Origin of the sequence: Catenibacillus scindens (assembly GCF_014202115.1) — a bacterium.
In the GTDB taxonomy this organism is placed as follows: domain Bacteria; phylum Bacillota; class Clostridia; order Lachnospirales; family Lachnospiraceae; genus Catenibacillus; species Catenibacillus scindens.
This window is the reverse complement of the sequence record NZ_JACHFW010000002.1, coordinates 45,770-69,608: the sequence shown is the minus strand read 5'-3', so window position 1 is coordinate 69,608 and position 23,839 is coordinate 45,770. Positions and strand designations below refer to the sequence as shown.

Sequence of the window (23,839 nt, the reverse complement as noted above, 5' to 3'; positions counted from 1 at the left end):
AACGCCTCCCGCATTATGTTCATGAGGTGCCGACAAATCCAGCGCTTGTCTCATGTTTATTATGAGCCGGTTACAGGAGCCTGGGACAGACGCTCTTTGCCTTCTTTTTTCAGCAGACCAGACAGATGGTTTCTTGGTTTTGTGTTCTCGGTTTTGGCAGCTTCCATGCTTTGAGCTGCTCTCATGTTCATTACAAGCATTTGCAGCCGGTTTTCAATGTTGGCAAAGCTTACGTCCGGATCATAGTCCAGAGGAAGGATCTGGGCATCCGGGTAGACCGCCTTTAACTTTTTGGAAATTCCCCGCCCTACCACATGATTTGGAAGGCATCCAAAGGGCTGGAGGATGACAAAGGTCCGGCATCCTTCCTTTGCGTGATGGAGAATTTCCGCCGGAATCAGCACGCCTTCGCCGGCGTCAAATGTATGGTGAATAATAGGATCGCTCTCACCCACCAGTTCCTGCATCCGGCAGGCCGGATGATATAATGGGTGGCTTTTGGCAATCTTATCTGTAGTGTCGTGAGCCAGATTGAAAATATGGTCTTCCGCAAAAAACAAGACTCGCTTCGCCAGTCCCCGGTGTACATGGTATTCTTTAATCTGGCTGTCCTGGTAAAAATAAGTCTTGCGGATGACGTCGGTCATTTTAGCCTCGATGACTTCAAATCCGTTATCCTCCAGATATCTTTCAATATCGTGATTGGCCCCCGGATGAAAATTCAGCAGGTACTCTCCTACAATCAGCACCTGAGGTCTGACATGGGAGCGGTCGTAGGCTACCTCTTTCATCATCTCTATAGCCTTCTTAAAACCTTCCTTGGCGCCAGCTACTCCGCCGTGTTCAAGGCCGTCCACAAGAGCGTCCATAGCTCTCTCAAAAGCCTGGTCCGCGCTGCCGCGCGTCAGCTCGTAAGGACGAATCTTTCGCAGCAGCTCTTCCAGAGCGTCGATCATAGGCATCGCGTAGACAATGCGCAGAGCAGACGTAACGTTTAAGCAAAATCCTGGATGGAGATTGTGGGCGTCGGTGTCATCATTGGTCAATATGGGGACCTTCTCAAATCCCGCGTCATCCAGGGCCTTCCTCAGCAATGAACTGTAATGGGTCAGCCGGCAGTCGCCAATATATTTTGCCATACCTATGGCAGTTGTATCCGGGTCATATTTGCCGCTTTTTAGGGCGGCCAGAGCCTCTCCGATAACAATCTGGGCCGGAAAACAAATATCATTGTGAACGTACTTTTTCCCAAGACGGATGGCCTCTTCCCGGCCAAGCTCCAAAGGCACTGCCTTAATTCCCTGGGAAGCAAATACCGCCGCCATGATCCTGGAAAAGGCGTGGGATGTATTGGGTACCAGCACTGTCCGCAGCTTCCGGTCGTCTTTTGTGTATTTAACCGGATAAGGATCTTTAAGAGGCTCCGGCTTTCCCGTCAGTCCCCGGCTCCGTTTCATGGCTACAGTCTCCAAAAATGAGCGCACGCGGATGCGCAGCGGCCCCTGAACATCGCTCTCGTCCACTTTCAGAACCAGAGGCGTCTTTTTGGAGATCTCATTCATAAGACGAATGATCTCATCGGAGAGGTAGGCATCGTGTCCGCAGCCGAAACTGACAATCTGCACATATTCCAGAGCGTCCTCCTCAGCGGCTGTAATAGCCCCGGAAAGCATTCTGGCGTGGTAATTGTTCACAATGTCCAGACGGCTTTTGCTCAGGTCAACTCTGTTGACCTCCGGGAGGGAATCCGCCGTCAGTACAGGGATACCGTATCCTGCAAACATTTCCGGAAGTTCATGGTTAACCAGGGCGTCATTTTGATAGGGCCGGGAGGCCAGGACAACAGCAAAGGCATGCTCTTTCTTCACCTGGTCAATGACCGCAGCGCCCCGCTCCTTTAATTGGCGGGAAAAGGATTCCTGGGCCCGGTCCCCGGCCTCCATGGCCTTTATTGTATCTCTCCTGGAAATATGAAAGGTTTCGCTCATATATTTTATAAGCTGGAGCTGCTTATCTTCCTGAGTATACCAGTGAAACATGGGGGCGTCATAGGGGATGCCCCAGTGTTCCTCAGGATTGTCTGAGTTTTTAATAACCAGAGGATATCCCTTGACAATTGCGCACATAGACTGGCTTGTCTCCTCTGTGTTCTCCGAGGGCACCGTTGTGATGATGGGCATAAAAATCCGGTCCACCCCTTTAGCTTTTAAGTTTCTCAGATGTCCGTGGACAAGTTTTGCCGGAAAACATACCGTATCTGACGTTACCGCAGATAGCCCGTCCTCATAAATCTTCCGGGTGCTGAAATCTGAGAATACAACGCCAAAGCCAAGACTTTTCCAGAAGGTTGTCCAAAAGGGCGCCGTCTCCCAAAAAGACAGAATCCGGGGCATACCGATAGTGACCTTTTGGTCGGGCAGCAACCTGGGACAGTCGTAATCCTGAAAAAGAAGCTTTTGACGGTCTTTAAACAGGTTGGGGATCTTCCGAGCTTTTTCCCGCTTCTGTTTAAGCTGTTTTTTAACGGCTTCCTCTTTTGGATCTCCTAAAATTTCTCCACGCTCGCATCGGTTATTGGTAATCCAGGATTGCCCGTTGGAGAAGGTTAAAATCGTCCGTTTACAGTGATTGGTACAGAAAGGACAAGGTTTGTTGGCCTCCTGATGATAGGAAAAGCTGTCCAGTTCGTCCAGGGCGATAAAAGTACTCTGGGCCGGAGCTTTCTCATACTGCTCTTTGGCGATCAGGGCCACGCCGATGGCGCCCATAAGTCCCGGATAAGGCGCACGCGTCACTTCCTTTCCAATGTACTCCTCCAGGGCGCGAAGCACCGCGTCATTTTCAAAGGTTCCTCCCTGAACGACGATTTTATCGCCGAGAGCGTCCACATTGGACAAACGCACTACTTTTGTAAATACATTTTCAATAATGGAACGGCACAGTCCGGCCATAATATCTTCGCCCCTGCGGCCGTTTCGCTGTTCAGTGATAATACTGCTGTTCATAAATACGGTACACCGGCTGCCAAGGACTGCCGGATGTTTGGAGGCAAAAACGGCTTCGGCAATTTTTCCCACAGGGATGTGGAGGGTGGAGGCAAAGTTTTCAAGGAAAGAGCCACATCCCGAAGAACATGCCTCATTGACAAGAATGTTGGTGATGATCCCATGGTCCAGCCAGATGGCTTTCATGTCCTGTCCGCCAATATCTAAAATAAAGGTGGCATCTTTGACATACTTTTCAGCGGACCGGGCATGGGCGACAGTCTCCACCGTGTGGTAATCCGCCCCAAAGGCCTTGGCAAAAAGGACTTCCCCGTAGCCAGTGGTTCCCGCAGCCAGAATACGAAGCTGTTTTCCTGCCCTTTTATACTTATCCCGCATTTGAATCAGCGCCTTTCTGGCCACATCCAAGGGAGTTCCTTCATTTGGGGCATAAAAACAGTCCAAAATATTTTCATTTTTATCCACAAGAACAAATTTTGTCGTGGTACTTCCCGAATCAATGCCTAAATATCCACAGACGTCCTGAGCCTTTTCCATATCGCCGAAATCCCGCTCCGGCTTTTTATGCCTCTCTAAAAAGGCCAGCTTCTCCTCCTCCGATTCAAACAGAGGTTTTGCCTCAGACATGGCCGTACTGACAGAGGAAGTCTTTTGGGAATTTAATATTTCAAGAAGTTTTCCCGCCGTAGAGCATACTCTGGCGGAGGGTATATTTTTCATGGAGAGTGCCGCGCCGTAAGCCACTATCAATTCTGAATGGGGCGGAACCAGGACATCCTCTTTTGAAAGGCCAAGTCTCTGGGCAAAAACCTGGACTAAAACCGGGTTAAAAGTTAAAGGACCGCCCGCAAAAGCCACCGGAGGCTTGATCTCCAGGCCCTGGGCGAGACCGCCGATGGTCTGCTTGGCGATGGCGTGAAAAGCGGACAGGGCAAGATCCTCCTTGGCAATTCCCTGATTTAAAAGGGGCTGTATATCCGTTTTGGCATATACGCCGCAACGTCCGGAAATGTCGTAGACACACTGGCCCTTCCCTGCCAGCGCGTTAAACTCTTCCACCGGAACTTTGAGGACAGAAGCGATCTCATCAATAAAAGCGCCGGTTCCTCCGGCGCAGCTTCCGTTCATGCGCATATCCGACACAGTCAGCGCCCCGGTGACTTCATCTTTTCCAAAAAAGATCATCTTGGCGTCCTGACCGCCCAGCTCAATGGCCGTCTGTATACTGTTATACTGACTTTTCAATGCCTCCGCGTTGGCGGCCACTTCCTGAACAAAGGTGAGTCCCAGCTTTTTAGCGATCGGCTTAGCGCCGGAACCGGTAAGGGCTACCTGTAAAAAATTCCCCGGAAAACGTTGGTTCATCTGCTCCAGCACGTTAATAATGCTCTGAAACTGATCGGCATGGTGTCTGCGGTAATCTGAGTAGAGAAGGGTTCCTTTTGCCCCATCCACAGCGACAACCTTCGTCGTTGTGGAACCCACGTCAATGCCAACCAGCAACTTTCCCTGATTGATATTTTCTTTTGTGTTATTTATCATTCTCTCACTTACTTTCTTTTCCTTGCGTTCAGTTTTTCAGTTTAATAGCAATGTATTTCATTTATAGGCCAAAAAATCCCTAAATGTTAATGCCTTAAAAATGGATATATTCCGAGAACTGAATGTGAAATAGGGAATAAAGATTAACTGTATATAAGACCGCAAAATTTGTAGAATTTTGCCAAAATATTTAAGTTGTATTTTAACTGAGAGAAATAAAGATGTCAAGACACCAGTTCTCCAAATTTGTGATAAAGCGTTACTATTCACAGTCGATTTGAAGCAGATACACAGATTCGTCAAGCTTGCTCACAAGAAGATGGGTAACTGCTTCAAATCGAACTGCAAAGCAGACGAGATTGCGAATGCAGCGTGGAGGGACTGTGAATAGTAATGGAAAAACCGCCGATGTCAAAAGTGGCGAAACACTTCTTTCATCTGCGGCTTTTTCGATTTTTGGGGAGCAGACCGGCAATTAAGGGCCTAACGCCCTTAAAAATTTATATGGATTATTTTTCGTATAAATATTTTTCCGGCAAGGTCACATGGAAATCTTTGGCAAGATCGCGGAAATTGTCCGGCGAAATAGTCTGGCGTTTTGGCTGTCCCATGGACATAACCTTTACAAGGATCTGGGCGGATTTCTCCACAGTGTGCATCAGGCCGAAGGTAATGTCAAAGTCCTCGCCGGAGCAGAACATTCCGTGATGAGCCCAGATGGCCACGTTGAAATCTTCCATTAATTCGCTTGTCTTTACGGCAATATCTCTGCCGCCGGGAACCATCCAGTCCACAACGCCGATGCCGTCAGGGAAAACTACCGGGCACTCTGTAGCCATCTCCCACAATTCTCTTGTGAACACTTCGCTGGTGAGAGGGAGAACAAAAGTCAGGGCGATAACATTGGGGGTGTGAGCATGGTAGATGACTCTGTGCTGTCCGTTGGTCACTCTCTTTTTCACTTCGTGGTTCATCAGGTGGCTTGGAAGTTCGCTGGTTGGACGTGCGCCGCCCTCAAGGCCCCAGCAGATCTGATAATTTTCGCCGCTGCCGTCCACTTTAATGATCCCAATACTCTCCTCCGGTTTAAGGATCACATTGCGAAAAAATTTGCCGCTGCCTGTGACGAGAAAGAACTCTCCGGCAAGCTGTGGAACGCAAGTCCCGATAGCCTTCCACTCCCCGTCAAAGCTCAGATCGTCTTTAACGCTTTCGATTTCTTCATCTTTAATGCGGTAGGACAGATTGCCGCCGTTGCGCTCATGCCAGCCCTGCTCCCATCCGTCGTTGCACATCCGTATAAATCCTTTTGTAAATTCAGCATCTAATACTCTCATTTTTCCTTTTCCTTCCATATATTAATGATCTTATGATACCACTTATCGCGGCCTGGCGCCACACTAATCTCTTTTGCTTAAAACCTGTTCCTCGTAGGCTTTCACATCGTCATACCATGTCTCCCGCACCGGAACACCGCAGCTCTCACAGAAATAATCCCATACATCGCCGAAAGGATAGGTCTTCATCTCCTCCTGGATGAGAAGGACTTCTGTCAGGCGGCCTTCTTCCTGGAAATCGGCCAGCTTTTTATTAGGCGTCAGCAGAGCATAGAGAAGAGCTTTGCGGAAACTGCGCATGCCTACGGTCCAGGCGGCAATACGGTTAATGCTGGCGTCGAAAAAGTCCAGGCCGATCATGACTCTTTCCAGGGCGTCGTTGCGCACAATCTCTTTGGCGATCTCCTTTGTCTCATCATCAAAGAGGACTACATGGTCGGAATCCCAGCGCACCGGCCGTGTAACGTGGAGCGCGATCTTATCAAAAAACAGCAGCATTGAAGATATTTTATCAGATACAACCTCTGTGGGGTGATAATGTCCGTTATCCATCAGAGGAAGGATACCCCGGCTTGCCGCGTAATTTACAGTAAACTCAGAGGATCCTACAGTGTAAGATTCCATGCCGATGCCGAATACTTTGGATTCAAGGCATACGAGAACTTTTTCTTTATCGTAGGGGATACCAAGAATCTCATCCAGGGACTCTTTAAATCGTTTTCTCGGCGTCAGCCGGTCCGCGGGAATATCTTTATATCCATCAGGAATCCATATATTCATCACACAGGGCTGGCCGAGTTCCTCGGCAAAATACTGGGCGATCTTTAAGCATGCCTGTCCGTGGCGTATCCAGAATTTGCGCACCTCCGGGTCCGGGCTTGACAGCGTGAGATTATCTTTAACCATGGGATGGGAGAAAAATGTGGGATTAAAGTCAATGCCCATATGTCTTTCTCTGGCAAATTCCACCCACTTGGCAAAGTGTTTCGGCTCGATGGCGTCCCTGTCGGCAAACTCTCCCTCCTCAAAAATAGCGTAGCTTGCATGAAGGTTCAGTTTCGTCCTGCCAGGAACTAAAGATAACACTTTGTCAATATCGTCCATAAGTTCCTGGGGTGTTCTCGCCTTTCCCGGATAATTGCCGGTGGTCTGGATGCCTCCGCTCAACGCCCCTCTCTGGTCAAAACCGATGACGTCGTCCCCCTGCCAGCAGTGCATGGACACTGGAATATCTTTCAGAATTTTTAACGCCTCGTCAGTATCAACTCCTGCCTGTCTGTAGATTTCTCTGGCGGATTCATAGCGCTCTTTTGTTGTCATCATGATCATTCTCCTTTCGATTGCTCCGGATTAAAAATTTTTATAGGGAAAGATTTAAAAATACATTCTCGTCCTGCTTTTAAGTCGGGAAAAATCTGACCGTGGATCATCTGGACTAAAAGATTGCCGATGGCCGTCGCTTCCGTTGGCCCGGCCACCACTGTTTTCCCGGAAACATTGGCCGTTACCTGGTTGAGATAATCGGCGTTGGAGCCGCCCCCGATAATATGTATACAGTCAAAGGATCTTTGGCAAATCCCCTCAAGCTGAGCTAAAGTCTCACTGTAAGATTGTCCAAGGCTCTGATAAATCACCGACGCCATCTCTCCAATAGTCTTCGGAACTTCCTGCCCGGTACTGCGGCAGTAATCTCTCACTGCCTCCTCCATACTCTCTGGCACCAGAAAACGTCCGTCATTAACGTCCACCCTTGAAGGAAAATCCCGGTTCTCCTCAGCCATCTGGCAGAGCTGGGCAAATGACCAGGCGTCTTTTTCTTCATGGCGCACACACTGGATCATCCAAAGTCCCATAATATTTTTCAGGAAGCGGAACCGAAATTCATATCCGCCCTCGTTGGTCAGGTTGGCCGCTCTGGCTTCCTGTGTGCAGATAGCTTCTTTGACTTCCGTACCCATGAGGGACCATGTCCCTGAGCTGATATAAAGACCTGTATCTTCCCGGCAGGGCATGGCAAGAACCGCTGAGCCGGTGTCGTGGGTTGCCGGAAGGACTACCTGGCAGTCAAATCCCACGATTTTTTGTATTTCCTCAGTGAGATTTCCCAAAACATGGCCCGGCTGAGCAATATTAGGAAATATGTTTTTAGGGTAGCCGCACTTTTCAATAATCTCCCAGTCCCAATCTTTGGTCTGCACATTGACAAGCTGGGTTGTGGTGGCGTTGGTATATTCACAGCACATTTTCCCTGTGAGGAGGAAATGAAAATAATCGGGGACAAGGAGCAATGTCTTTGCCTTTTCCAAAAGTTCTGGCGTCTGCTCCTTCACTGCCATAAGCTGATAAATCGTATTAAAGATCTGTTTCTGAATGCCGGTGCGCCGATACAGTTCCCCCTCCGGGATCTTTTCATAAACTTTAGCATCCATACCTGCTGTCCGGTTATCCCGATAACCGACCACAGGCCCTAAAAGCTGTCCATCACTGTCCAAAAGGGCAAAATCCACAGCCCATGTGTCAATTCCTATGCTTTCCGGAATCCGCCCCGTGTCCCGGCATTTTTTCATGCCCCGGAGGATTTCCTGAAACAGACGTCCGGCGTCCCAGCAGGCTCTCCCGCCAATATTTACCAATCCATTGTCAAAGCGGTAAATTTCTTCCATGTGAAATATTCCATCTTCCATCCAGCCAAAAATGTGACGGCCGCTGGAAGCCCCGATATCAACTGCCAAAAAAGTCCTCATGGATTTTTTGCTCCTCTCCTGTTTTGATCTGTTTTAAGGATACATCTTTTTCAACAGTTTTTTTAGGTCCTGAAAGCAAAAAAAATAGGACTTTATTTGCAGGCTGTGGTAAAATAACCGCAAAGGGGGCTGCGATACATATGTTTTGCCCGCCGCAAAACAGCCCCGCCCATCCGGGCAACCCCTGCCTGCACATAAAATCCCTGTTGAAAGGAGAAATCCATGGATAATGAGATATTAAATTTACTTAGACCTGTGACGCCGGAAGAAAGAGAGATCCTCGACGGAAAAATGTCCGTCAACAGGGACCTGTATACATCCTCCCAGAGTTTTATTATTGACAGCCGCAAACTTTTAGAAAAAGGACAGCTCATTGAGATCCGGCCGCACACCCGGTTTATCCATTTTCCCTGCCACCGCCACAACTACGTGGAAATGGTCTACATGTGCGCCGGATCAACGACCCATATCATTAACGGCCGGGAAAAGGTAGTCCTTGAGGAGGGGGATCTTCTTCTGCTGAATCAAAATGTGACTCAGGAAATCCTCCCCGCCGGCATGGAAGATATTGCCGTAAATTTTATCATCCTCCCGGAATTTTTTGACCAGGCCATGGCCATGGTGGGCCATCATAACGTCCTGTACAATTTTATTGTATCCGCCCTGTCCTCAAGCAACGGCCTGTCCAGCTACCTCCATTTTCATCTGAAAAACGCCCTCCCGGTAAACAACCTTATCGAAAATATGGTGTGGACGATACTGAAAAAGAGCCAGACCGCCAACACCATCAATAAAATTTCCATGGGTCTTTTATTTCTAAATCTCCTTGATTTTGGGGACGCCATCAACAAGGAGGAAGAAAATCAATATGAACAGCATCTTGTGTTTTCCGCTTTAAAATATATTGAAATTTACTACAGATCGGGAACACTGGAAGATTTCTGCCGCCTCCACCATGAGAAAACATACACCGTCAGCCGCCTTTTGAAAAAGCATACGTCGAAAAATTTCAAGGAACTTCTCATGGATGGCAAGCTGAGCCAGGCGGCATGGCTCCTGAAAAACACCCAATTGTCCACCGAAGCCATTTTCCATAGTGTGGGCTATGAAAACAGCAGCTTCTTCCACAGGAAGTTTCGGGAAAAATATGGCAAAACCCCAAGGGAGTTTCGGGCCGCCAAAACCCCATCATAAACCGTCCTCTTAAAGCCGCCTCTTAAATTGCTCTGAAGGCTTCATCTAAAGCGGCGATAAGATCTTCTGCTTTTTCAATGCCTATGGAGAGACGTATAGTATTGGGCCGGATGCCCTGCTCTTCCAGTTCTTCAGTGGTACACTGACTGTGGGTTGTTGTGGCAGGATGGATAACGAGGGATTTCACATCCGCCACATTGGCCAGAAGAGAAAAAACAGGCAAATGGTCGATAAATATCTGGGCCCTCTGACTGTCCCCTTTAATCTCAAAGGTAAAAATTGAACCTCCGCCCTCCGGAAAATATTTTTGGTACAGGCCGTGGGTCGGTTCTGTCTCAAGAGAAGGGTGATGCACAGCTTCCACCTGGGGATGGGCAGCCAGATATTTCACGATTTTTAAGGCATTCTCCACGTGGCGTTCTACTCTAAGGGACAATGTCTCCAGTCCCTGGAGTAAAAGGAAGGCGTTAAATGGGGAGATGGCCGCACCAGTATCCCGCAAAATCACCGCACGCACATAGGTGACAAAGGGCGCCTCTGGCACCGCGTCGGCAAAGGAAACGCCGTGATAGCTTGGATTTGCCTGAGTAAGCCATGGGTATTTTCCTGATGCTTTCCAGTCAAAGCATCCTCCGTCTATGATAACGCCTCCCAGGGCAGTCCCGTGTCCGCCAATAAATTTTGTGGCGGAATGAATGACAATGTCCGCTCCGTGTTCCAGGGGCCGGATCAGATAGGGCGTGGCGAAAGTGGAATCCACCACAAGGGGAATCTGATATTTATGGGCAACTTTGGCGATCCCTTCAATATCCGCCACGTTAGAATTTGGATTTCCCAGAGTTTCAACAAAAATAGCCTTTGTATTCTCTTTAATGGCGTTTTCAAAGGCGTTCTCCTCCTGGGGATCGACAAAAGTTGTAGTGATCCCGCTCATAAGGGGAAGGGTGTGGGCCAGCAGATTGTAAGTTCCGCCGTAAATCGTTTTCGCGGCCACAATATGCTCTCCCGCTTTTGCCAATGCCTGAAATGCATATGTGATGGCTGCTGCGCCCGACGCTGTGGCCAGGGCTCCCGCACCTCCTTCCAGAGCGGCGATACGCTGTTCAAATACATCTTCGGTAGGGTTGGTCAGTCTGCTGTAAATGTTTCCTGATTCCTTTAATGCAAAGAGGTCCGCTCCATGGCGGCAATTTTCAAAGACATAGGATGTTGTAGCGTAAATCGGCACGGCCCGTGCGCCTGTGGCCGGATCCGGCTGTTCCTGCCCCGCGTGAACCTGTTTTGTCTCAAAACTCCAGTTTTTAGGATTTTTTATATCTCTCACTGTTTGTAACCTCCATAATATCATTGTCGTTCTCCCTGGAGGAGATCTGTTTTCTGAACTCATCCTATCATGGAAACCTTATTTTTTCCAATATTCAAAAAAAATATCCAGTTATAGATTTAATCTATAACAGTTCCGATCTCCTTCCATCGGTGCGAAAAAAAGCCCGGACAGGAGGGAGTTGCTGTCCAGGCTTTATCAGAATTTATCCTTTTTTTAATATTGTATATCGGAGCCACAGACCGTCGTCATCCAGCTTCTTGCAGAAAAGACCAGTTTATCATACCGCCGCCGGCAATCATGAGCCGATTGATATGAAATGAGGAGTTGAGCTTTTTTAACAGCAGGCGGCAGTCAAACCGGTCCTTCCCGGCAAATATATATGAAATGCCTTTGGCATGTACCATCTTTATTGATCCAGTCGTCCCTGAGCATATACTGATCTTGGGGCAAGGATTTCTCCAGCTTTCCGTCGGCATAGCCGCCAAGCATTGTCGTTGTCCCGTAAAGGGTGGCCTGGCAGTGATAGAAATTTCTCAGATCCCCATAGGCTTTTATGGACGCTGCAGCCTTGGACGTTCCAAAGAAGGCGCCATCAATCTTTCCGTCTAAAGACGAGAGCATGTGACAAACCACAAACATTTTTTCATCCATTTTTACGGTTCCCCTTTCTTATGGTTGATCGCCGGTTTATACACCGCTTATTTCTGTTCATCCACCGGAGGAACCATTTTTGCGTAGCTGTTCAACAGCTCCGGAGTGCTGACATAATACCGCTTTTGCTGATCCATGGCGGCGATTTCTTTCATCTCCTTGTCTGTGAGAGAAAAATCAAAGAGGTCAAAATTTTCTTTAATATGTTTTGTGTTTTTTGACCCTGGAATTACAATATTGCCGTCCTGAATATGCCAGCGCAAAATGATCTGGGCGTTTGATTTGCCGTACTTTTGTCCCAGGCGGGTAAATATAGGTTCCTGGATCAGTGTTTTGTTCCCGTGACCTAAAGGATACCATGCCTGAATGACTATACTCTCCCCGGCAAGAAACTTTTTCAGTTCTTTTTCCTGGGAGTAGGGATGAACTTCAGTCTGAAGTACCGCAGGCTTTACCTGACAGATATTGAGGATTTCATGAATCTGTTCCGGCGTAAAGTTTGAGAGGCCGATAGCCCGTACTTTACCTTCTTTGTAGGCTTTTTCCATAAGCTGGTACCCGGCGATATAATTTCCAGAGGGCTGATGAATCAGCAAAAGATCAATATAATCCGTATCCAGACGCTTGAGCGTCTTTTCCACAGCATCCGCCTGCTCATAAAATGCCGGCCACAGTTTTGTCTCAAGGAAAATATCTTCCCGGCTGATCCCTGACTGTTTTATTGCCCGGCCTACAGCTTTTTCGTTCACATAGTGATGATCTTTCTTCCTCAAAGCTACACGGTTGTTGCAAGCAGCCGGATTGAAGAAGAAATCCAGCGGTTGACAGAAAAGATTTCCCAGTCGGATTACAGGGATTCAAGCCGACTCCTGGAGCAATTCAGTCTGGAAAATCAGGCGTTGGTCATTCTTACCGGGGCAGGGGAAACTCTATCCTTTGGCTCCTTGCCCAATAGTGATCGGGACAATGTTTTGACAACCTCACTGGAAGTCAATTTTGCAGACCGACCGGAAACCTGCACTTTGAGTATTACCGCACCGGTTTCTCCGGGCCGCGAACTGACTGTAGCCTTTTTGAAAATGTTCCCACTCATACTGCTGCTGATCATGGTGATCTCCGCTGCAGGCGCCTTTCTGTGCAGCCGTGTCCTGGTGCGTCCTATTCTGGAAATCTCTGACCGGTGCGAACTGAACCGGCAGATCAAGACCGACAATGCCCTGCTCCGTGAACTGAGAGGGCAGGTCAAAAAACTGGCGCAGGCAGTTAAAAATACCATCCCGGCACTTGCCGCTGCCATGGAGAATCTGCGTAAAAATCTGCTGCTGTTCTGCTATCAGCTGAGGTATCTCCGCAAAGGCAAGGAGCGTCTGAACACCTCGCTGAATACGCTGCGCCCTGCTCTCGCACAGTACAATCAGCTTGCAAAGGACATTCGGGATAAGACGAAGGAGCGCCGCAGTCTGCTTTCCGAGAAAAAGGCGCTCTCTGCGGTTCATGTATTCTGGCACCGGGAACTGGCGGCTAAGATTGCGGCACTGACAGAGGATTTGGAGGAACTGCGTTCGGAGAAAAATCTGCTTCTGGCGTCGCTGGCATATTCCGAGGAAGATGCCGCCGATAAATTTCCCAAAGACATCGCCGCCATGGAGCAGAGCCTGAAACGGCTGGAAGAACAGGAACAGAAATATTCTGCTGAGCTGGACGCTGCCCTGGACGAGTATGCCGGGCTTCGGGAGCAGGCTCAGGACGTTGACCCGGTGCAGCTGTATGAAGCAAGGCAGGCCATCCGCCCCAGCAAGGAGCAGGAGGCGGAGAACCGAGCGCAGGAGGTTTACGGCGAGAAGTACAGCCCGCTTTTGATGTTTGACAGCAAAAAGGCGGTTTCTCGGATGCTGCATGAAGAAATGGAGCAGCAGGCTGTACGGAGATTGGTGCGGCAGGCACAGAAGGGGCAGCAGACCCATTATAAGAGAAAGCACAAAGAGCAGGAACGGTAATTCGACCTGTAAGCGATATTATGGCATTGTAAATTTCTTTTCATCGAACACAAAAAATTATACTTTACTGTGCATTGCGGTTCGTTTCGCTTTTCCGGTTATTTGTTCGGGGTAAATAATATATACGCCGGTCTTGTCCCATGCTGCCTGGATGTACTGCATCCCTTTTTCCAGAAATTCTTTGCTGTACTTTTCAAGCAATGCAATCAGGCTGGCCTGCTTATCTTTTGACGGCATCATTTGACCGGTCAGAATGACGCTCTCATACAAAGTACCAAACTTTTCGGGCTGCACTGTGGTATCACCAACGACCACAAAACAAACATCCGAGCAGTAGGATATATTTTCGAGTTTCTTTCCCACATTTGCAGCACAGTGCAGATGGATCAGCCCGTCCTTCCAGACATAACTGAGTGGAACTGCATACGGCTTTCCATCCTGGCCAACCGTGGACAGAATTCCGTATTCTCCCTTTTGGAGAATCATTTCGATTTCTTCGCCCATAATTTCTCTATCTTTCCGGCGCATATCAATACTTCACACCCTTCCAGTACATGGGTGTCATAACTTCTGCGATATCCGGCAGGGTGACATCCCGCAAGGCCCACCGCTTGAATTCCTCAAAGCCGGTTCGGTCTACGATATAGCCTATGTGTTCTTTGCCACCGGGAGCGTTGGGATCAATGTACTCCTTCACATAGTCATAGGTGTTGAGAATGATCTTAATAATGCTATCCTCGTCCACCCATTTGATGAAATCTTCACCCAGGCGGGGATTCTTCTTACCGGTTCTGCCCAGCAGTGTGAGCCGATAATACTTTTTATCGCTGCGGGTCCATGCGGCATTGGGACAGGCCAGCACACACTCACCGCAGCCGATGCAGCGCCGTGCGTCTCGCTGGGGACGGAAGTTCACCGGTGTCAGAGCTTCTACGGACTTCTTTTTGCAGGCTTTCACACAAGCTTCGCAACTGACACAGCGGTCTGGCTCAAACTGAGGCACTGTCATACCCATAATGCCAAAGTCATGCATCCGCACCTTTGCGCAGTCGTTAGGGCAGCCGGTCAGAGCGATCTTAAAATGCAGGTCATTTGGGAACACCGCTTTCTCAATGCGCTGCGCAAAGGCTGTGGTATCATAACAAGCGTAGGGACAGACACGGTTGCCCACGCAGGCTGTGATATTTCGAGTTCCAGAGGCGGGATAGCCGTAACCCACCTCATCCTGATTGATATCCAGCCCGTCGATCAGGCTCTGAAGAGCAGCATTGACCTCCGGCATTTTTTCAAAGGGAATACCGGGGATTTCAAAGCCCTGACGGGAGGTGATGTGAACCGTACCGTTGCCGTAGATCTCCGCAATTTTCTGGATCTCTCCGAGATATTTGGCATCCAGATGTCCACCTGGAACACGGATTCGGGAGGCGGTCATACCACGCTCCTTGGTGACACGGAATGCGTTCTTTTTTAATGCTTTTGTGTTGATATCCATGGTACCCCTCCTCAATCCACCAGGAATTTTCCTTTGGTATAATTGAACACCGGCCCGTCCAGGCAGACATATGTATCGCCAATCTTACAGTGGCCGCATTTACCCAAGCCACAGCACATCTTCCGCTCCTGAGAGATCCAGATGTTTTCCTCCGGCAGGCCAATGCCCAGTAGTCCCTGCACAGAAAAGCGCATCATGGCAGGAGGACCGACCACAACGGCCACGGTATTCTGCACATCGCCCAGCTTAATCTGCGGGATGTACTGGGTGACCAGACCTACATGGCAGGCCGCATCTTCTTCTGCACAGTCAACGGTAAGGATGACATCCATGTTCTTTCCCCAGCGATTCAGATCATCACGGAAGAGAATATCATGGGGCGTTTTGAAACCTGCAATCAAGGTCATATGACCTCTTTGCTCAGGATGCTCGGAAAAGTAACTGACTACGCCACAAACCGGAGACAGACCGGTGCCACCAGCCATGACAATAATGTCCTTGCCCATATAATCGGATACATCAAACCCATTTCCATAAGGGCCGCGCAGCAGAAGCGTATCACCCACATAGCGCTCAAACACTTCATTGGTAACCTTGCCCACACGGCGGATGGTTAGATCTACGAAGTTTTCCCCAATGCCGCTGACCGAGATGGGTGCCTCTCCGTACTTGGGGATGGATACCTCAAAAAATTGTCCCGGCTTGACTTCCCCCTGAAATTCCATACGGAAGGTATACTCAATCTCCGTGTGCCGGATGACCTCCAAAATCTTAGAAGGAAACGGGATATAATCATTTTTCATCATTGCTCGGTCACCTCCGCCATAGCATTGTCCAATTTATTGATGCAGCCCGAGAACGAAATGTACTCCGGGCAGATGTCATCACACCGGCCGCAGCCTACACACATGTGATAGCCATTGCGCTGCTTGTAGTCCAGCACCTTGTGCAGCACTTTGAACCGCATCCGCTCGCCGTTCTTCTTTCGGTAGCTGCCGCCGCCAGCCACATCGGTAAAGCCGTCCACCATGCAGGAGGCCCAGACACGGCGGCGTTCTCCTACCTTGCCATTCTCGCTGTAAAAGAGATCCTGCATGGTGAAGCAGGTGCAGGTGGGACAAACAAAATTACAGCGTCCACAGTTGATGCAGCGGCTGTCATACTCGTTCCACATGGTGCTTTTGGCTACCTCTGCGGTCAGATGTTCCGGAATCTGCACAGTGACATTGTTTTCTTCCACATGGCTCGGAATAACCTCCAACCGAGGCGTCTCCGCAGCCTCCAGCTGCTGTGCCCATGCCTCATCCTTGCAGTCCACCAGGTAGGTGCCGTCTGGTTGGCAATCAATGCTCATGTTGTAGTTGGTGCTTACATTGGTGCCCATACTGACACAGAAGCAGTTTCCAAAGGAGTGAGCACAACCCATCAGCACGATTTTGATGTTCTCCCGCAGGCGCTGGTAGTAGTAATCAGCAGGGCCGTTGTGCAGGTACATATCGTCCAGCCGCTTGAGCGCATGGAGATCACAGCTGCGCAGGAAAATAACCGCCCCTTTCTTGGGCGCATCTGCTTCTTTGGTTTCGCCTTCCGTAAAGAAAAACAGTGTCTGGGAAATGGGGGTCAGAATCTCCTTGAAGGAATACTCCGACTTCTTATCGAATACGATCTCATCCACACAGTCGATTTTTCCGTATCGGATACAGTCTGTGTCTGAAAAGCGCCCACCGCCGGAAAAATTACGGGGAGCATAGATGTCATAATTGGTTTGCCATGTCTGAAATAATGCACTCAGCTGCATATTGGTAACATGAAAGCCCATATATTTTCCTCCTTATGCTCATATGAATTCATAATAACTATACGAAGTGTAACATAAACAAAAAAGAATCCATGTTGCGTGCGCAACATGGATTCTTTTTTAATTGGATTGTGCCAATGAGCTAATTGGGACCTTATGGAATTTTAAAACATGAGTAACCCCCAATATTTTCTCAAACAGGTTTTTCCTATTTATAGCATAAAGATCTGTGCTTTTTAATTATAACAGCTGAAATGTGTTCTTATCATAAATAATTAGACCATCTCGCTGCATATAGGACAATTCTCTGGTCACTGCACTACGATCCGCACACAGGTATTCAGCCAATTCGAGCCGTCCCAAAGGAATTGTAAATTGTTTGCTGCTCTGCTCCATAGCCTGTTGTCGTAAGTATGCTAATATTTTTTCTCGAAGTGTCTTTTGGGAAATCACTTCAATTTTGTGCATCAACTGGACATTTTTATCTCCAATCAATTGGACCATGTTCTCAATCAGCCGATGATGGAAGGTACAGCTCATCTTACAGGAATGGATGACTTTGTGAAAGGGCAAAAACAAAATTTCACAGGGTGCAGCGGCCAAAAAGCTGACCTGTGCATCTAAATGACTTCCGCAGGAAAATGATTCCCCAAATAGTTCATTCTTTTTCATTACAACAAGAAGTGTTTGATAGCCTTCGGAGTCCACCTTGACCATATGCACAGTTCCAGACAATATAATACCAACATTTCTGACTTCATTGCTTTCCAAAAAAATAACTTCATCTTTCTGATATTTTTTCTGAAAACTTCCCAGGCAGGTCAACATTGCCGGAAGATCTTCCTCACGAATGCCTTTGAAAATTGGAAGTAAGGTTAGTTGTTCAATATCAAGCCTCATGCTGTCCCTCCTTTCCTAATTTAAAGTATAGCATTTTGAATTATATGTTGCAAGCGCAACGCAAGACTCGTTTGTAATGTTATATTCTATAAAGAGATATTACAATCTTTTCATGAAAGGATGATTGTCAACGTGATAAACGATGAAACTCATCTCTTGTATAACGCAATGTGCTATGAGGAAGGGCATAGCAGGCGTACACAGCACATCCTTAAGGTTTACGCATTGGCTAAATTATTGGGAGAGCAAGAGAAGCTTCCCGTCGAAGAACAGCAGATACTACAAGCAGCCGCGATTTTACATGATATTGCAATCAAGTATTGTAAAGAACATTATAACGGGGATGCCAGTCAAGATAATCAGAAGCAGGCGGTTCCGCTTCTTGTCACTCGTTTTTTAAAAGAAGCAAATTACATTCCCTCGTATATTCCAAGAATTATCGACTTAGTTATCTGCCATCATGATTACGATGATATCAAAAACAAACTTTTACAGCTTCTGATAGAAGCAGATCTCATTGTAAACTGTTACGAAACTCGCCCAGATCGAAAAAAAGCAGAATATATCAAAGGGCTTTTCCAAACTGATGGAGGGAAAGAGTTGTTGGCACTTTGTTTAAAAGAGGAAGTGAAATAGGAGGACTTTATGAATCTGGAAAAAATAATCGATCTTTTAACGCAAGAAATGATTGCTTTCAATCAAAACGATCCCCAGCGTATTCACCATTTGATAAAGGTGCATCGCTTTGCACAGATGATTGGCCATATGGAACAGCTGGATGAACACACCCAGTTTTTAGCCGAATGTGCAGCACTGGTACACGATATCGGAATCCGTCCGTCAGAAGAAAAATACGGAAGGTGTAATGGAAAATTGCAAGAGCAGGAAGGTCCTGCATATGCTCGAAAAATGTTAAAAAAGCTTAAGTTTGAAGAAACAGATATTGAACGCATCTGCTATTTGGTTGGCCATCATCACACTTACACAAATATAGACGGGATTGACTATCAAATTCTTGTGGAAGCGGATTTTTTAGTGAATTTTTATGAAGATAATCTGGGAAAGAACACAATAGAAACCACATTACAGAAGATTTTTCAAACAGAGTCAGGAAAAATGCTGTGCAGACTTTGTTATTTGAGTTACTGAGGGAGTATGGCTATGGAAGATAAAAAGCAAACTCGAACTTTACTAGTCAATGATATGGCGGGGTATGGAAAGGTCGCCTTATCTGTCATGATTCCTGTTTTATCTCACTTGAAATTTGAAACTTTCAATTTGCCGACTGCACTCGTTTCCAACACTCTGGATTATGGGCAGTTTGATATTTTGGACACAACAGAATATATGGAAAATACGCTTCTGGTATGGAAGAAACTCATGTTTTCTTTCGACGCAATCTGTACTGGATTTATTGTGTCAGAAAAACAATCATGTCTCATATATGAATATTGCAAAGAACAACAAAAATCAGGTACTTCGATTTTTGTTGACCCTATTATGGGGGATGACGGAAAACGATACAATGGTGTGACAGATCAAGCAGTCACTTATATGAAACGGTTGTGTTCTATTGCAGATGTGATTGTCCCCAATATTACGGAGGCGTGTTTTTTATCCGGATACACAGTTAAACACACCTATTCTGAGGCGGAAATTGAAGTAATCGCAAATCGACTACATATGCTTGGTGCTAAATCGGTTGTGATTACAAGCGCAAACATTAACGGAAGAATGTTTACTGTTGTAAAAAACTCTCCGAAAAATTCGTGTGTCTTGCTCCCTTATGATGAAATACCGGTGCGTTTTCCAGGCACAGGGGATATTTTTATGGCAATTGTAGTAGGGCATTATTTAAAATCAGGACTGCTTTTAGAGAGCGTAGAAATCGCAATGAGACAACTCGAAAAAATTATTTATGCCAATGTGCATGATACTGATAAATACAAGGGAATTCCCATTGAACAATTTTTGGAGGAAATCAATGATGAAAAAGCCTAAAATTAAAATCAGTTTAATTGATCAAAAAGGTCATATGGGGTGTCATCGTGGTCATCAAATTGGAGACACCTTTGACTTTGATACCGAAAGAGGCAATCTCTGTCCAATGGCCATGCATGTGGCTTTCCCTTACATTGACATTCTGCGGTACGGAGGAAAACTTCCCAGCCAACCGGATGGCTCCATTGTATTCTGTTGTCCAGATGTGGATGTGATCAATGTGTTTAAAATTGAAGTGGTGGAGGAAAAGGACTGAAATGAATCCTTATATTGAACAAGCAAATCAGCAGTTTGTTCCTGTATATAACCGTTATCCTATTGTCTTGGATCATGGAGAAGGTATGTACCTTTATGATACAGAGGGAAACCGGTATCTGGATTTCGGGTCTGGAATCGGTGTGTGTGCCCTGGGATATCACGATCCGAATTACACACGCGCACTGCAAGAACAGATGGAAAAGCTGCTGCACACATCTAATCTTTTTTATAATGTTCCGGCAATTGAAGCTGCAAAGCTGTTTAATCAGGCATCAGATATGGAGCAGGTGTTTTTCACTAACTCTGGAACGGAAGCCATTGAAGGTGCAATTAAAATTGCTAAGAAATATCATTTTTTGAAGCATAATAATCATAATGGAGAGATTATTGCCATGAAGAAATCCTTTCATGGTAGATCTATGGGAGCATTATCGGTAACGGGAAAAGCAGCCTACCAGGAACCTTTTGCTCCTATGCTTGCCCATATTAAATTTGCTGACTTCAATGATCTGGAAAGCGTCAAACGTTTGATAACTGACAATACCTGTGCAATTTTTATGGAAACAGTACAAGGAGAGGGCGGAATTTATCCTGCCACTGATTACTTCATCAAAGGAGTTCGAAAGCTCTGTGATGAGAACGAAATTTTGATGGTTTCGGATGAAATTCAATGTGGCATGGGTAGAAGCGGAAATATGTTTGCGTATCAATTGTATGATATTGTTCCCGATATTGTTGTTTCGGCAAAGGCTTTGGGATGTGGAGTTCCGGTAGGTGCAATTGGAACCAGAGGGGCAGCGACCGGTGTATTGCGTGCAGGAGATCATGGTACAACTTACGGTTCCAATCCTCTGGCAGCAGCAGCCGTTACTGCTGTATTCCAGCTTTACCAACAGTATGACATATTAGCAAACGTCAGGGCGATGACGCTCTATCTGGATAAGGCGTTATCTGAATTGGCTGCCCAAAAAGTTGTAATCAAAGAGGTACGTGGATTGGGCCTTATGAAAGGCATTGAACTGTCTGTGCCTGCTGCACACTTCATAAATGCTTTGCAAGAAGCGGGGATTATCGTAATTCCCTCGGGTTCACATGTAATTCGTCTGTTGCCTCCGTTGATTTTGCAGAAAGAGCATATTGATGTGTTGGTAAATGCACTTAAGACCATATTATAATTTAGTGCAATGTTTTATACATCATAGTTATTTATAAAAAACAAGGGTGTTTTAGTTGAGAAAACACCCTTGAAAAATCTCTTTCCAAAAAAAGATGTTAGAGGACTTCGCACGCCGGAATGGGCTGCCGAACCCCACCCATTTCACCGATGATGGCGTATCGGGAACCCGTTTTGACCGCCCCGGATTTCTGGCGATGATGGAGGAAGTCGAGGCCGGACGGGTGGAGGCCATTGTTATCAAAGACATGAGCCGCCTGGGGCGTGACTATCTAAAAGTCGGCCAGGTTATGGAGATTTTGCGGCAGCGCGGCGTCCGGCTGATCGCCATCAATGATGGTGTGGACAGTCTGAAAGGCGATGATGATTTTACCCCGTTCCGCAACATTATGAACGAGTTTTACGCCCGCGACACCAGCCGGAAAATCCGCTCCGTGTTTAAGTCCAAAGGCATGAGTGGCAAACACCTGACCGGCACCGTCATTTATGGCTACCTGTGGGACGAAAAACGGGAACACTGGCTTGTTGACGAAGAAGCCGCCGAAGTAGTGCGACATATTTTCGCGCTGGCGATGGAGGGCTACGGCCCCTATCAGATTGCAACCAAGCTGTCAGAAGAAAAAATCGAAATGCCCGCCGTTCACCTTGCCCGCTATGGCGAGGGAGTGAACAAAAATAAGACCTTTGCGGATATTTACCGTTGGAGTGCCTCTACCGTTGTTGAAATCCTAAAAAAGCGTGAGTATTTAGGTCATACGGTCAATTTTAAGACCCGCAAGCACTTTAAGGACAAGAAAAGCCACTATGTTGACGAAAGCGAATGGACGATTTTCGAGAATACCCATGAGGCCATCATCGACCAGGAAACCTTTGACAATGTGCAGCGTATCCGGGGAAACGCCAGACGCTACCCGGACGGCTTTGGGGAGGCCCATCCCTTGACCGGCCTGATGTACTGCGCCGACTGCGGCGGCAAGATGTATGTTCACCGTACCTACAACGGCAAGCGCGTCCCACAGTACACTTGCGGCCAGTATGGGAAGTACCCTATCGGCTCCCTTTGCCCTACACAGCACCGTATCAAGGCCGAAGCTGTTCTGACCCTGATAACCGATATGCTCCGAGCCATCGCGGAGTATTCCAGGAATGACCGGGCCGAGTTTATTCGCACCGTCCAGGAAACGCAGGCCGCCCAGCAGACCGCCGATATATCCAAGAAGCGGAAACGGCTGGCCGCCGCCCAAAAGCGGGCCGGGGAACTGGAAAAGCTGATTTGCAAAATCTATGAGGACAATGCCCTGGGTAAGCTGCCGGACGCCCGGTATGAGGCCCTGGACGCACAGTACGCCAAAGAGCAGGACGCCCTCAATGCAGAAATCGCGGAACTGGAAAAGGCCGTTACCGGCTATGAGCAGGGCCGGAAATCTGCGGAGAAGTTTATTGCCCTGATTGATAAGTACGAGAACTTCGACACACTGACAAACACCATGCTCAACGAGTTTGTAGAAAAAATCCTTGTCCATGAACGCGCCCGCAAAGGCAGCCAGGACACCACGCAGGAGGTTGAAATCTACTTCAACTTTGTGGGCCGCTATATCCCTCCTGCCTTGCAGCCGGTTCCCCTGACCCCGGAGGAACAGGAAGAACTGCGGAAGAAGGAGGAACGCAAGGACAGGCTTCACCAGAACTACTTGCGCCGCAAGGCTAACGGCAAGCAGAAGGAATGGGAAGAACGCTATAACGCCAAGCGCAAGGCCCAGGTGGAGGCGGCGGGCGTCACCGAAGAACTGAAAGCCCGTGACCCTATGCGCTGGGTGGGGCTGATGAACACGCTGAAAACGCAGGTGGAGGAAACTATATTTGAGGAAATAATCTATCAATAGGACTATCGAAAAGGCGGATTGAAATCAAGAAGTGACCTCAATCCGCCTTTTCATTTTTACGGCAACCTGTTCTTATCTCCCCAGTCACACATTCCGTCCAGAATGGGAATGAGTGACTTTCCTCTCTCCGTCAAACTGTATTCTACTTTTGGCGGAATTTGCGGGTATTCTTCCCGATGAACAAGCTGGTCGGCCTCCAACTCTTTCAAGGTGGAACTAAGCGTCTTGTAAGAAATTTCACCGATGTACTTTTTCATTTCATTAAATCGGACAACACCGAACTCCATCAGGGTATAAAGGATAGTCATTTTATATTTTCCGTTAATCAGCGACAATGTGTAGCTGAATCCGGTGGAGCTAAGGCACTCATTGGAAATACATCTCTCGCTCATTTTACGCTCTCCTTAAGGTAAGTATTTAACTTTGTTGTAAGTATCGCACTTCAATGTGCGTACTTGTTTTTCTTTTAATTCTCGCTACAATTTTAATATAAGCACCGGGAAAAGTCAATCCCGTAAGAAAAGGAGGAAAAATCC

The 23,839-nt window shown here is 47.4% G+C and carries 20 protein-coding genes and 1 pseudogene; 8 read left to right on the top strand and 13 right to left on the bottom strand.

Translation table 11 applies throughout. The features are described from left to right. Nucleotides 1-59: 59 nt before the first annotated feature. The 4 genes from HNP82_RS03140 to rhaB form a co-directional block, all read right to left on the bottom strand. Nucleotides 60-4,547, bottom strand: a complete 4,488-nt coding sequence (locus HNP82_RS03140; protein ID WP_183771401.1) for an acyl-CoA dehydratase activase — start codon at nucleotides 4,545-4,547, stop codon at nucleotides 60-62. Between the two features lie 509 nt (nucleotides 4,548-5,056). After that, the gene (rhaD, locus tag HNP82_RS03135; RefSeq protein ID WP_183771399.1) at nucleotides 5,057-5,884 is read right to left on the bottom strand and encodes a rhamnulose-1-phosphate aldolase; all 828 of its coding nucleotides are present in this window, start codon (nucleotides 5,882-5,884) and stop codon (nucleotides 5,057-5,059) included. Nucleotides 5,885-5,947: 63 nt separating this feature from the next. After that, nucleotides 5,948-7,204, bottom strand: a complete 1,257-nt coding sequence (locus HNP82_RS03130; protein WP_183772082.1) for an L-rhamnose isomerase — start codon at nucleotides 7,202-7,204, stop codon at nucleotides 5,948-5,950. A gap of 5 nt (nucleotides 7,205-7,209) precedes the next feature. Beyond that, nucleotides 7,210-8,628, bottom strand: a complete 1,419-nt coding sequence (rhaB, locus tag HNP82_RS03125) for a rhamnulokinase (protein WP_183771397.1) — start codon at nucleotides 8,626-8,628, stop codon at nucleotides 7,210-7,212. Nucleotides 8,629-8,850: 222 nt separating this feature from the next. Between rhaB and HNP82_RS03120 the strand changes: the two genes are divergently transcribed. Continuing rightward, on the top strand, nucleotides 8,851-9,822 hold the full coding sequence (locus HNP82_RS03120; RefSeq protein WP_183771395.1) for an AraC family transcriptional regulator: 972 nt from the start codon (nucleotides 8,851-8,853) through the stop codon (nucleotides 9,820-9,822). Nucleotides 9,823-9,844: 22 nt separating this feature from the next. Here the strand turns inward: HNP82_RS03120 and HNP82_RS03115 are convergent, their stop codons facing one another. The 3 genes from HNP82_RS03115 to HNP82_RS03105 form a co-directional block, all read right to left on the bottom strand. Continuing rightward, complete coding sequence (locus HNP82_RS03115; protein ID WP_330599399.1) at nucleotides 9,845-11,146, bottom strand: O-acetylhomoserine aminocarboxypropyltransferase/cysteine synthase family protein; 1,302 nt, start codon at nucleotides 11,144-11,146, stop codon at nucleotides 9,845-9,847. A gap of 354 nt (nucleotides 11,147-11,500) precedes the next feature. After that, a complete protein-coding gene (locus tag HNP82_RS03110) occupies nucleotides 11,501-11,800 on the bottom strand; it encodes a hypothetical protein (RefSeq protein WP_183771391.1) in 300 nt (99 codons plus the stop codon). A 47-nt stretch (nucleotides 11,801-11,847) separates the two neighbouring features. Further along, entirely contained in the window at nucleotides 11,848-12,549 is a 702-nt protein-coding gene (locus tag HNP82_RS03105; RefSeq protein WP_330599398.1) for an aldo/keto reductase, read from the bottom strand. Nucleotides 12,550-12,621: 72 nt separating this feature from the next. On the opposite strand from HNP82_RS03105, the gene HNP82_RS03100 reads away from it, so the two are divergent. Beyond that, nucleotides 12,622-13,797 (top strand): hypothetical protein, encoded by a 1,176-nt coding sequence (locus tag HNP82_RS03100; RefSeq protein ID WP_243164624.1) that lies wholly within the window; start codon nucleotides 12,622-12,624, stop codon nucleotides 13,795-13,797. Between the two features lie 57 nt (nucleotides 13,798-13,854). Here HNP82_RS03100 and HNP82_RS03095 read toward each other — a convergent pair whose 3' ends face one another. The 5 genes from HNP82_RS03095 to HNP82_RS03075 all read right to left on the bottom strand — a co-directional run bounded on the left by HNP82_RS03095 (nucleotide 13,855) and on the right by HNP82_RS03075 (nucleotide 17,987). Continuing rightward, on the bottom strand, nucleotides 13,855-14,325 hold the full coding sequence (locus HNP82_RS03095) for a pyridoxamine 5'-phosphate oxidase family protein (protein ID WP_087415746.1): 471 nt from the start codon (nucleotides 14,323-14,325) through the stop codon (nucleotides 13,855-13,857). A 1-nt stretch (nucleotide 14,326) separates the two neighbouring features. After that, entirely contained in the window at nucleotides 14,327-15,289 is a 963-nt protein-coding gene (gene asrC, locus HNP82_RS03090; protein ID WP_183771389.1) for a sulfite reductase subunit C, read from the bottom strand. 11 nt (nucleotides 15,290-15,300) lie between these two features. Continuing rightward, a complete protein-coding gene (gene asrB, locus HNP82_RS03085) occupies nucleotides 15,301-16,095 on the bottom strand; it encodes an anaerobic sulfite reductase subunit AsrB (protein ID WP_330599397.1) in 795 nt (264 codons plus the stop codon). After that, nucleotides 16,092-17,108 (bottom strand): anaerobic sulfite reductase subunit AsrA, encoded by a 1,017-nt coding sequence (gene asrA, locus HNP82_RS03080; protein ID WP_087415749.1) that lies wholly within the window; start codon nucleotides 17,106-17,108, stop codon nucleotides 16,092-16,094. Before asrA ends, asrB begins: the two co-directional genes overlap by 4 nt. Nucleotides 17,109-17,327: 219 nt before the next feature. After that, complete coding sequence (locus HNP82_RS03075) at nucleotides 17,328-17,987, bottom strand: Crp/Fnr family transcriptional regulator (RefSeq protein ID WP_183771387.1); 660 nt, start codon at nucleotides 17,985-17,987, stop codon at nucleotides 17,328-17,330. Between the two features lie 132 nt (nucleotides 17,988-18,119). On the opposite strand from HNP82_RS03075, the gene HNP82_RS03070 reads away from it, so the two are divergent. The 6 genes and pseudogenes from HNP82_RS03070 to HNP82_RS03045 all read left to right on the top strand — a co-directional run. Next, a complete protein-coding gene (locus HNP82_RS03070; RefSeq protein ID WP_183771385.1) occupies nucleotides 18,120-18,623 on the top strand; it encodes an HD domain-containing protein in 504 nt (167 codons plus the stop codon). Nucleotides 18,624-18,632: 9 nt separating this feature from the next. Then, entirely contained in the window at nucleotides 18,633-19,136 is a 504-nt protein-coding gene (locus HNP82_RS03065) for an HD domain-containing protein (protein ID WP_087415752.1), read from the top strand. Nucleotides 19,137-19,148: 12 nt separating this feature from the next. Then, nucleotides 19,149-19,988: a pyridoxamine kinase gene (locus HNP82_RS03060; RefSeq protein WP_183771383.1), complete on the top strand. Its 840-nt coding sequence runs from the start codon at nucleotides 19,149-19,151 to the stop codon at nucleotides 19,986-19,988. Beyond that, on the top strand, nucleotides 19,975-20,244 hold the full coding sequence (locus HNP82_RS03055; protein WP_087415762.1) for a TIGR04076 family protein: 270 nt from the start codon (nucleotides 19,975-19,977) through the stop codon (nucleotides 20,242-20,244). Before HNP82_RS03060 ends, HNP82_RS03055 begins: the two co-directional genes overlap by 14 nt. A gap of 1 nt (nucleotide 20,245) precedes the next feature. Continuing rightward, nucleotides 20,246-21,421 carry an aspartate aminotransferase family protein gene (locus HNP82_RS03050; protein WP_183771381.1) on the top strand — a complete coding sequence of 392 codons (1,176 nt, stop codon included), beginning with the start codon at nucleotides 20,246-20,248 and terminating at the stop codon, nucleotides 21,419-21,421. Nucleotides 21,422-21,497: 76 nt separating this feature from the next. Beyond that, nucleotides 21,498-23,303 (top strand): annotated as a pseudogene (locus HNP82_RS03045) (TnpV protein); the annotation flags it as partial. 56 nt (nucleotides 23,304-23,359) lie between these two features. Here the strand turns inward: HNP82_RS03045 and HNP82_RS03040 are convergent. After that, on the bottom strand, nucleotides 23,360-23,695 hold the full coding sequence (locus tag HNP82_RS03040) for a winged helix-turn-helix transcriptional regulator (protein ID WP_183771376.1): 336 nt from the start codon (nucleotides 23,693-23,695) through the stop codon (nucleotides 23,360-23,362). Between the last annotated feature and the right edge of the window lie 144 nt (nucleotides 23,696-23,839).

Coding starts and splice junctions, on each gene's coding strand:
- HNP82_RS03140 (WP_183771401.1), bottom strand. CDS start 4,547: ATGATAAATAACACAAAAGAAAATATCAATCAGGGAAAGTTGCTGGTT.
- rhaD (WP_183771399.1), bottom strand. CDS start 5,884: ATGAGAGTATTAGATGCTGAATTTACAAAAGGATTTATACGGATGTGC.
- HNP82_RS03130 (WP_183772082.1), bottom strand. CDS start 7,204: ATGACAACAAAAGAGCGCTATGAATCCGCCAGAGAAATCTACAGACAG.
- rhaB (WP_183771397.1), bottom strand. CDS start 8,628: ATGAGGACTTTTTTGGCAGTTGATATCGGGGCTTCCAGCGGCCGTCAC.
- HNP82_RS03120 (WP_183771395.1), top strand. CDS start 8,851: ATGGATAATGAGATATTAAATTTACTTAGACCTGTGACGCCGGAAGAA.
- HNP82_RS03110 (WP_183771391.1), bottom strand. CDS start 11,800: ATGGATGAAAAAATGTTTGTGGTTTGTCACATGCTCTCGTCTTTAGAC.
- HNP82_RS03095 (WP_087415746.1), bottom strand. CDS start 14,325: ATGCGCCGGAAAGATAGAGAAATTATGGGCGAAGAAATCGAAATGATT.
- asrC (WP_183771389.1), bottom strand. CDS start 15,289: ATGGATATCAACACAAAAGCATTAAAAAAGAACGCATTCCGTGTCACC.
- asrB (WP_330599397.1), bottom strand. CDS start 16,095: ATGATGAAAAATGATTATATCCCGTTTCCTTCTAAGATTTTGGAGGTC.
- asrA (WP_087415749.1), bottom strand. CDS start 17,108: ATGGGCTTTCATGTTACCAATATGCAGCTGAGTGCATTATTTCAGACA.
- HNP82_RS03075 (WP_183771387.1), bottom strand. CDS start 17,987: ATGAGGCTTGATATTGAACAACTAACCTTACTTCCAATTTTCAAAGGC.
- HNP82_RS03065 (WP_087415752.1), top strand. CDS start 18,633: ATGAATCTGGAAAAAATAATCGATCTTTTAACGCAAGAAATGATTGCT.
- HNP82_RS03060 (WP_183771383.1), top strand. CDS start 19,149: ATGGAAGATAAAAAGCAAACTCGAACTTTACTAGTCAATGATATGGCG.
- HNP82_RS03055 (WP_087415762.1), top strand. CDS start 19,975: ATGAAAAAGCCTAAAATTAAAATCAGTTTAATTGATCAAAAAGGTCAT.
- HNP82_RS03050 (WP_183771381.1), top strand. CDS start 20,246: ATGAATCCTTATATTGAACAAGCAAATCAGCAGTTTGTTCCTGTATAT.
- HNP82_RS03040 (WP_183771376.1), bottom strand. CDS start 23,695: ATGAGCGAGAGATGTATTTCCAATGAGTGCCTTAGCTCCACCGGATTC.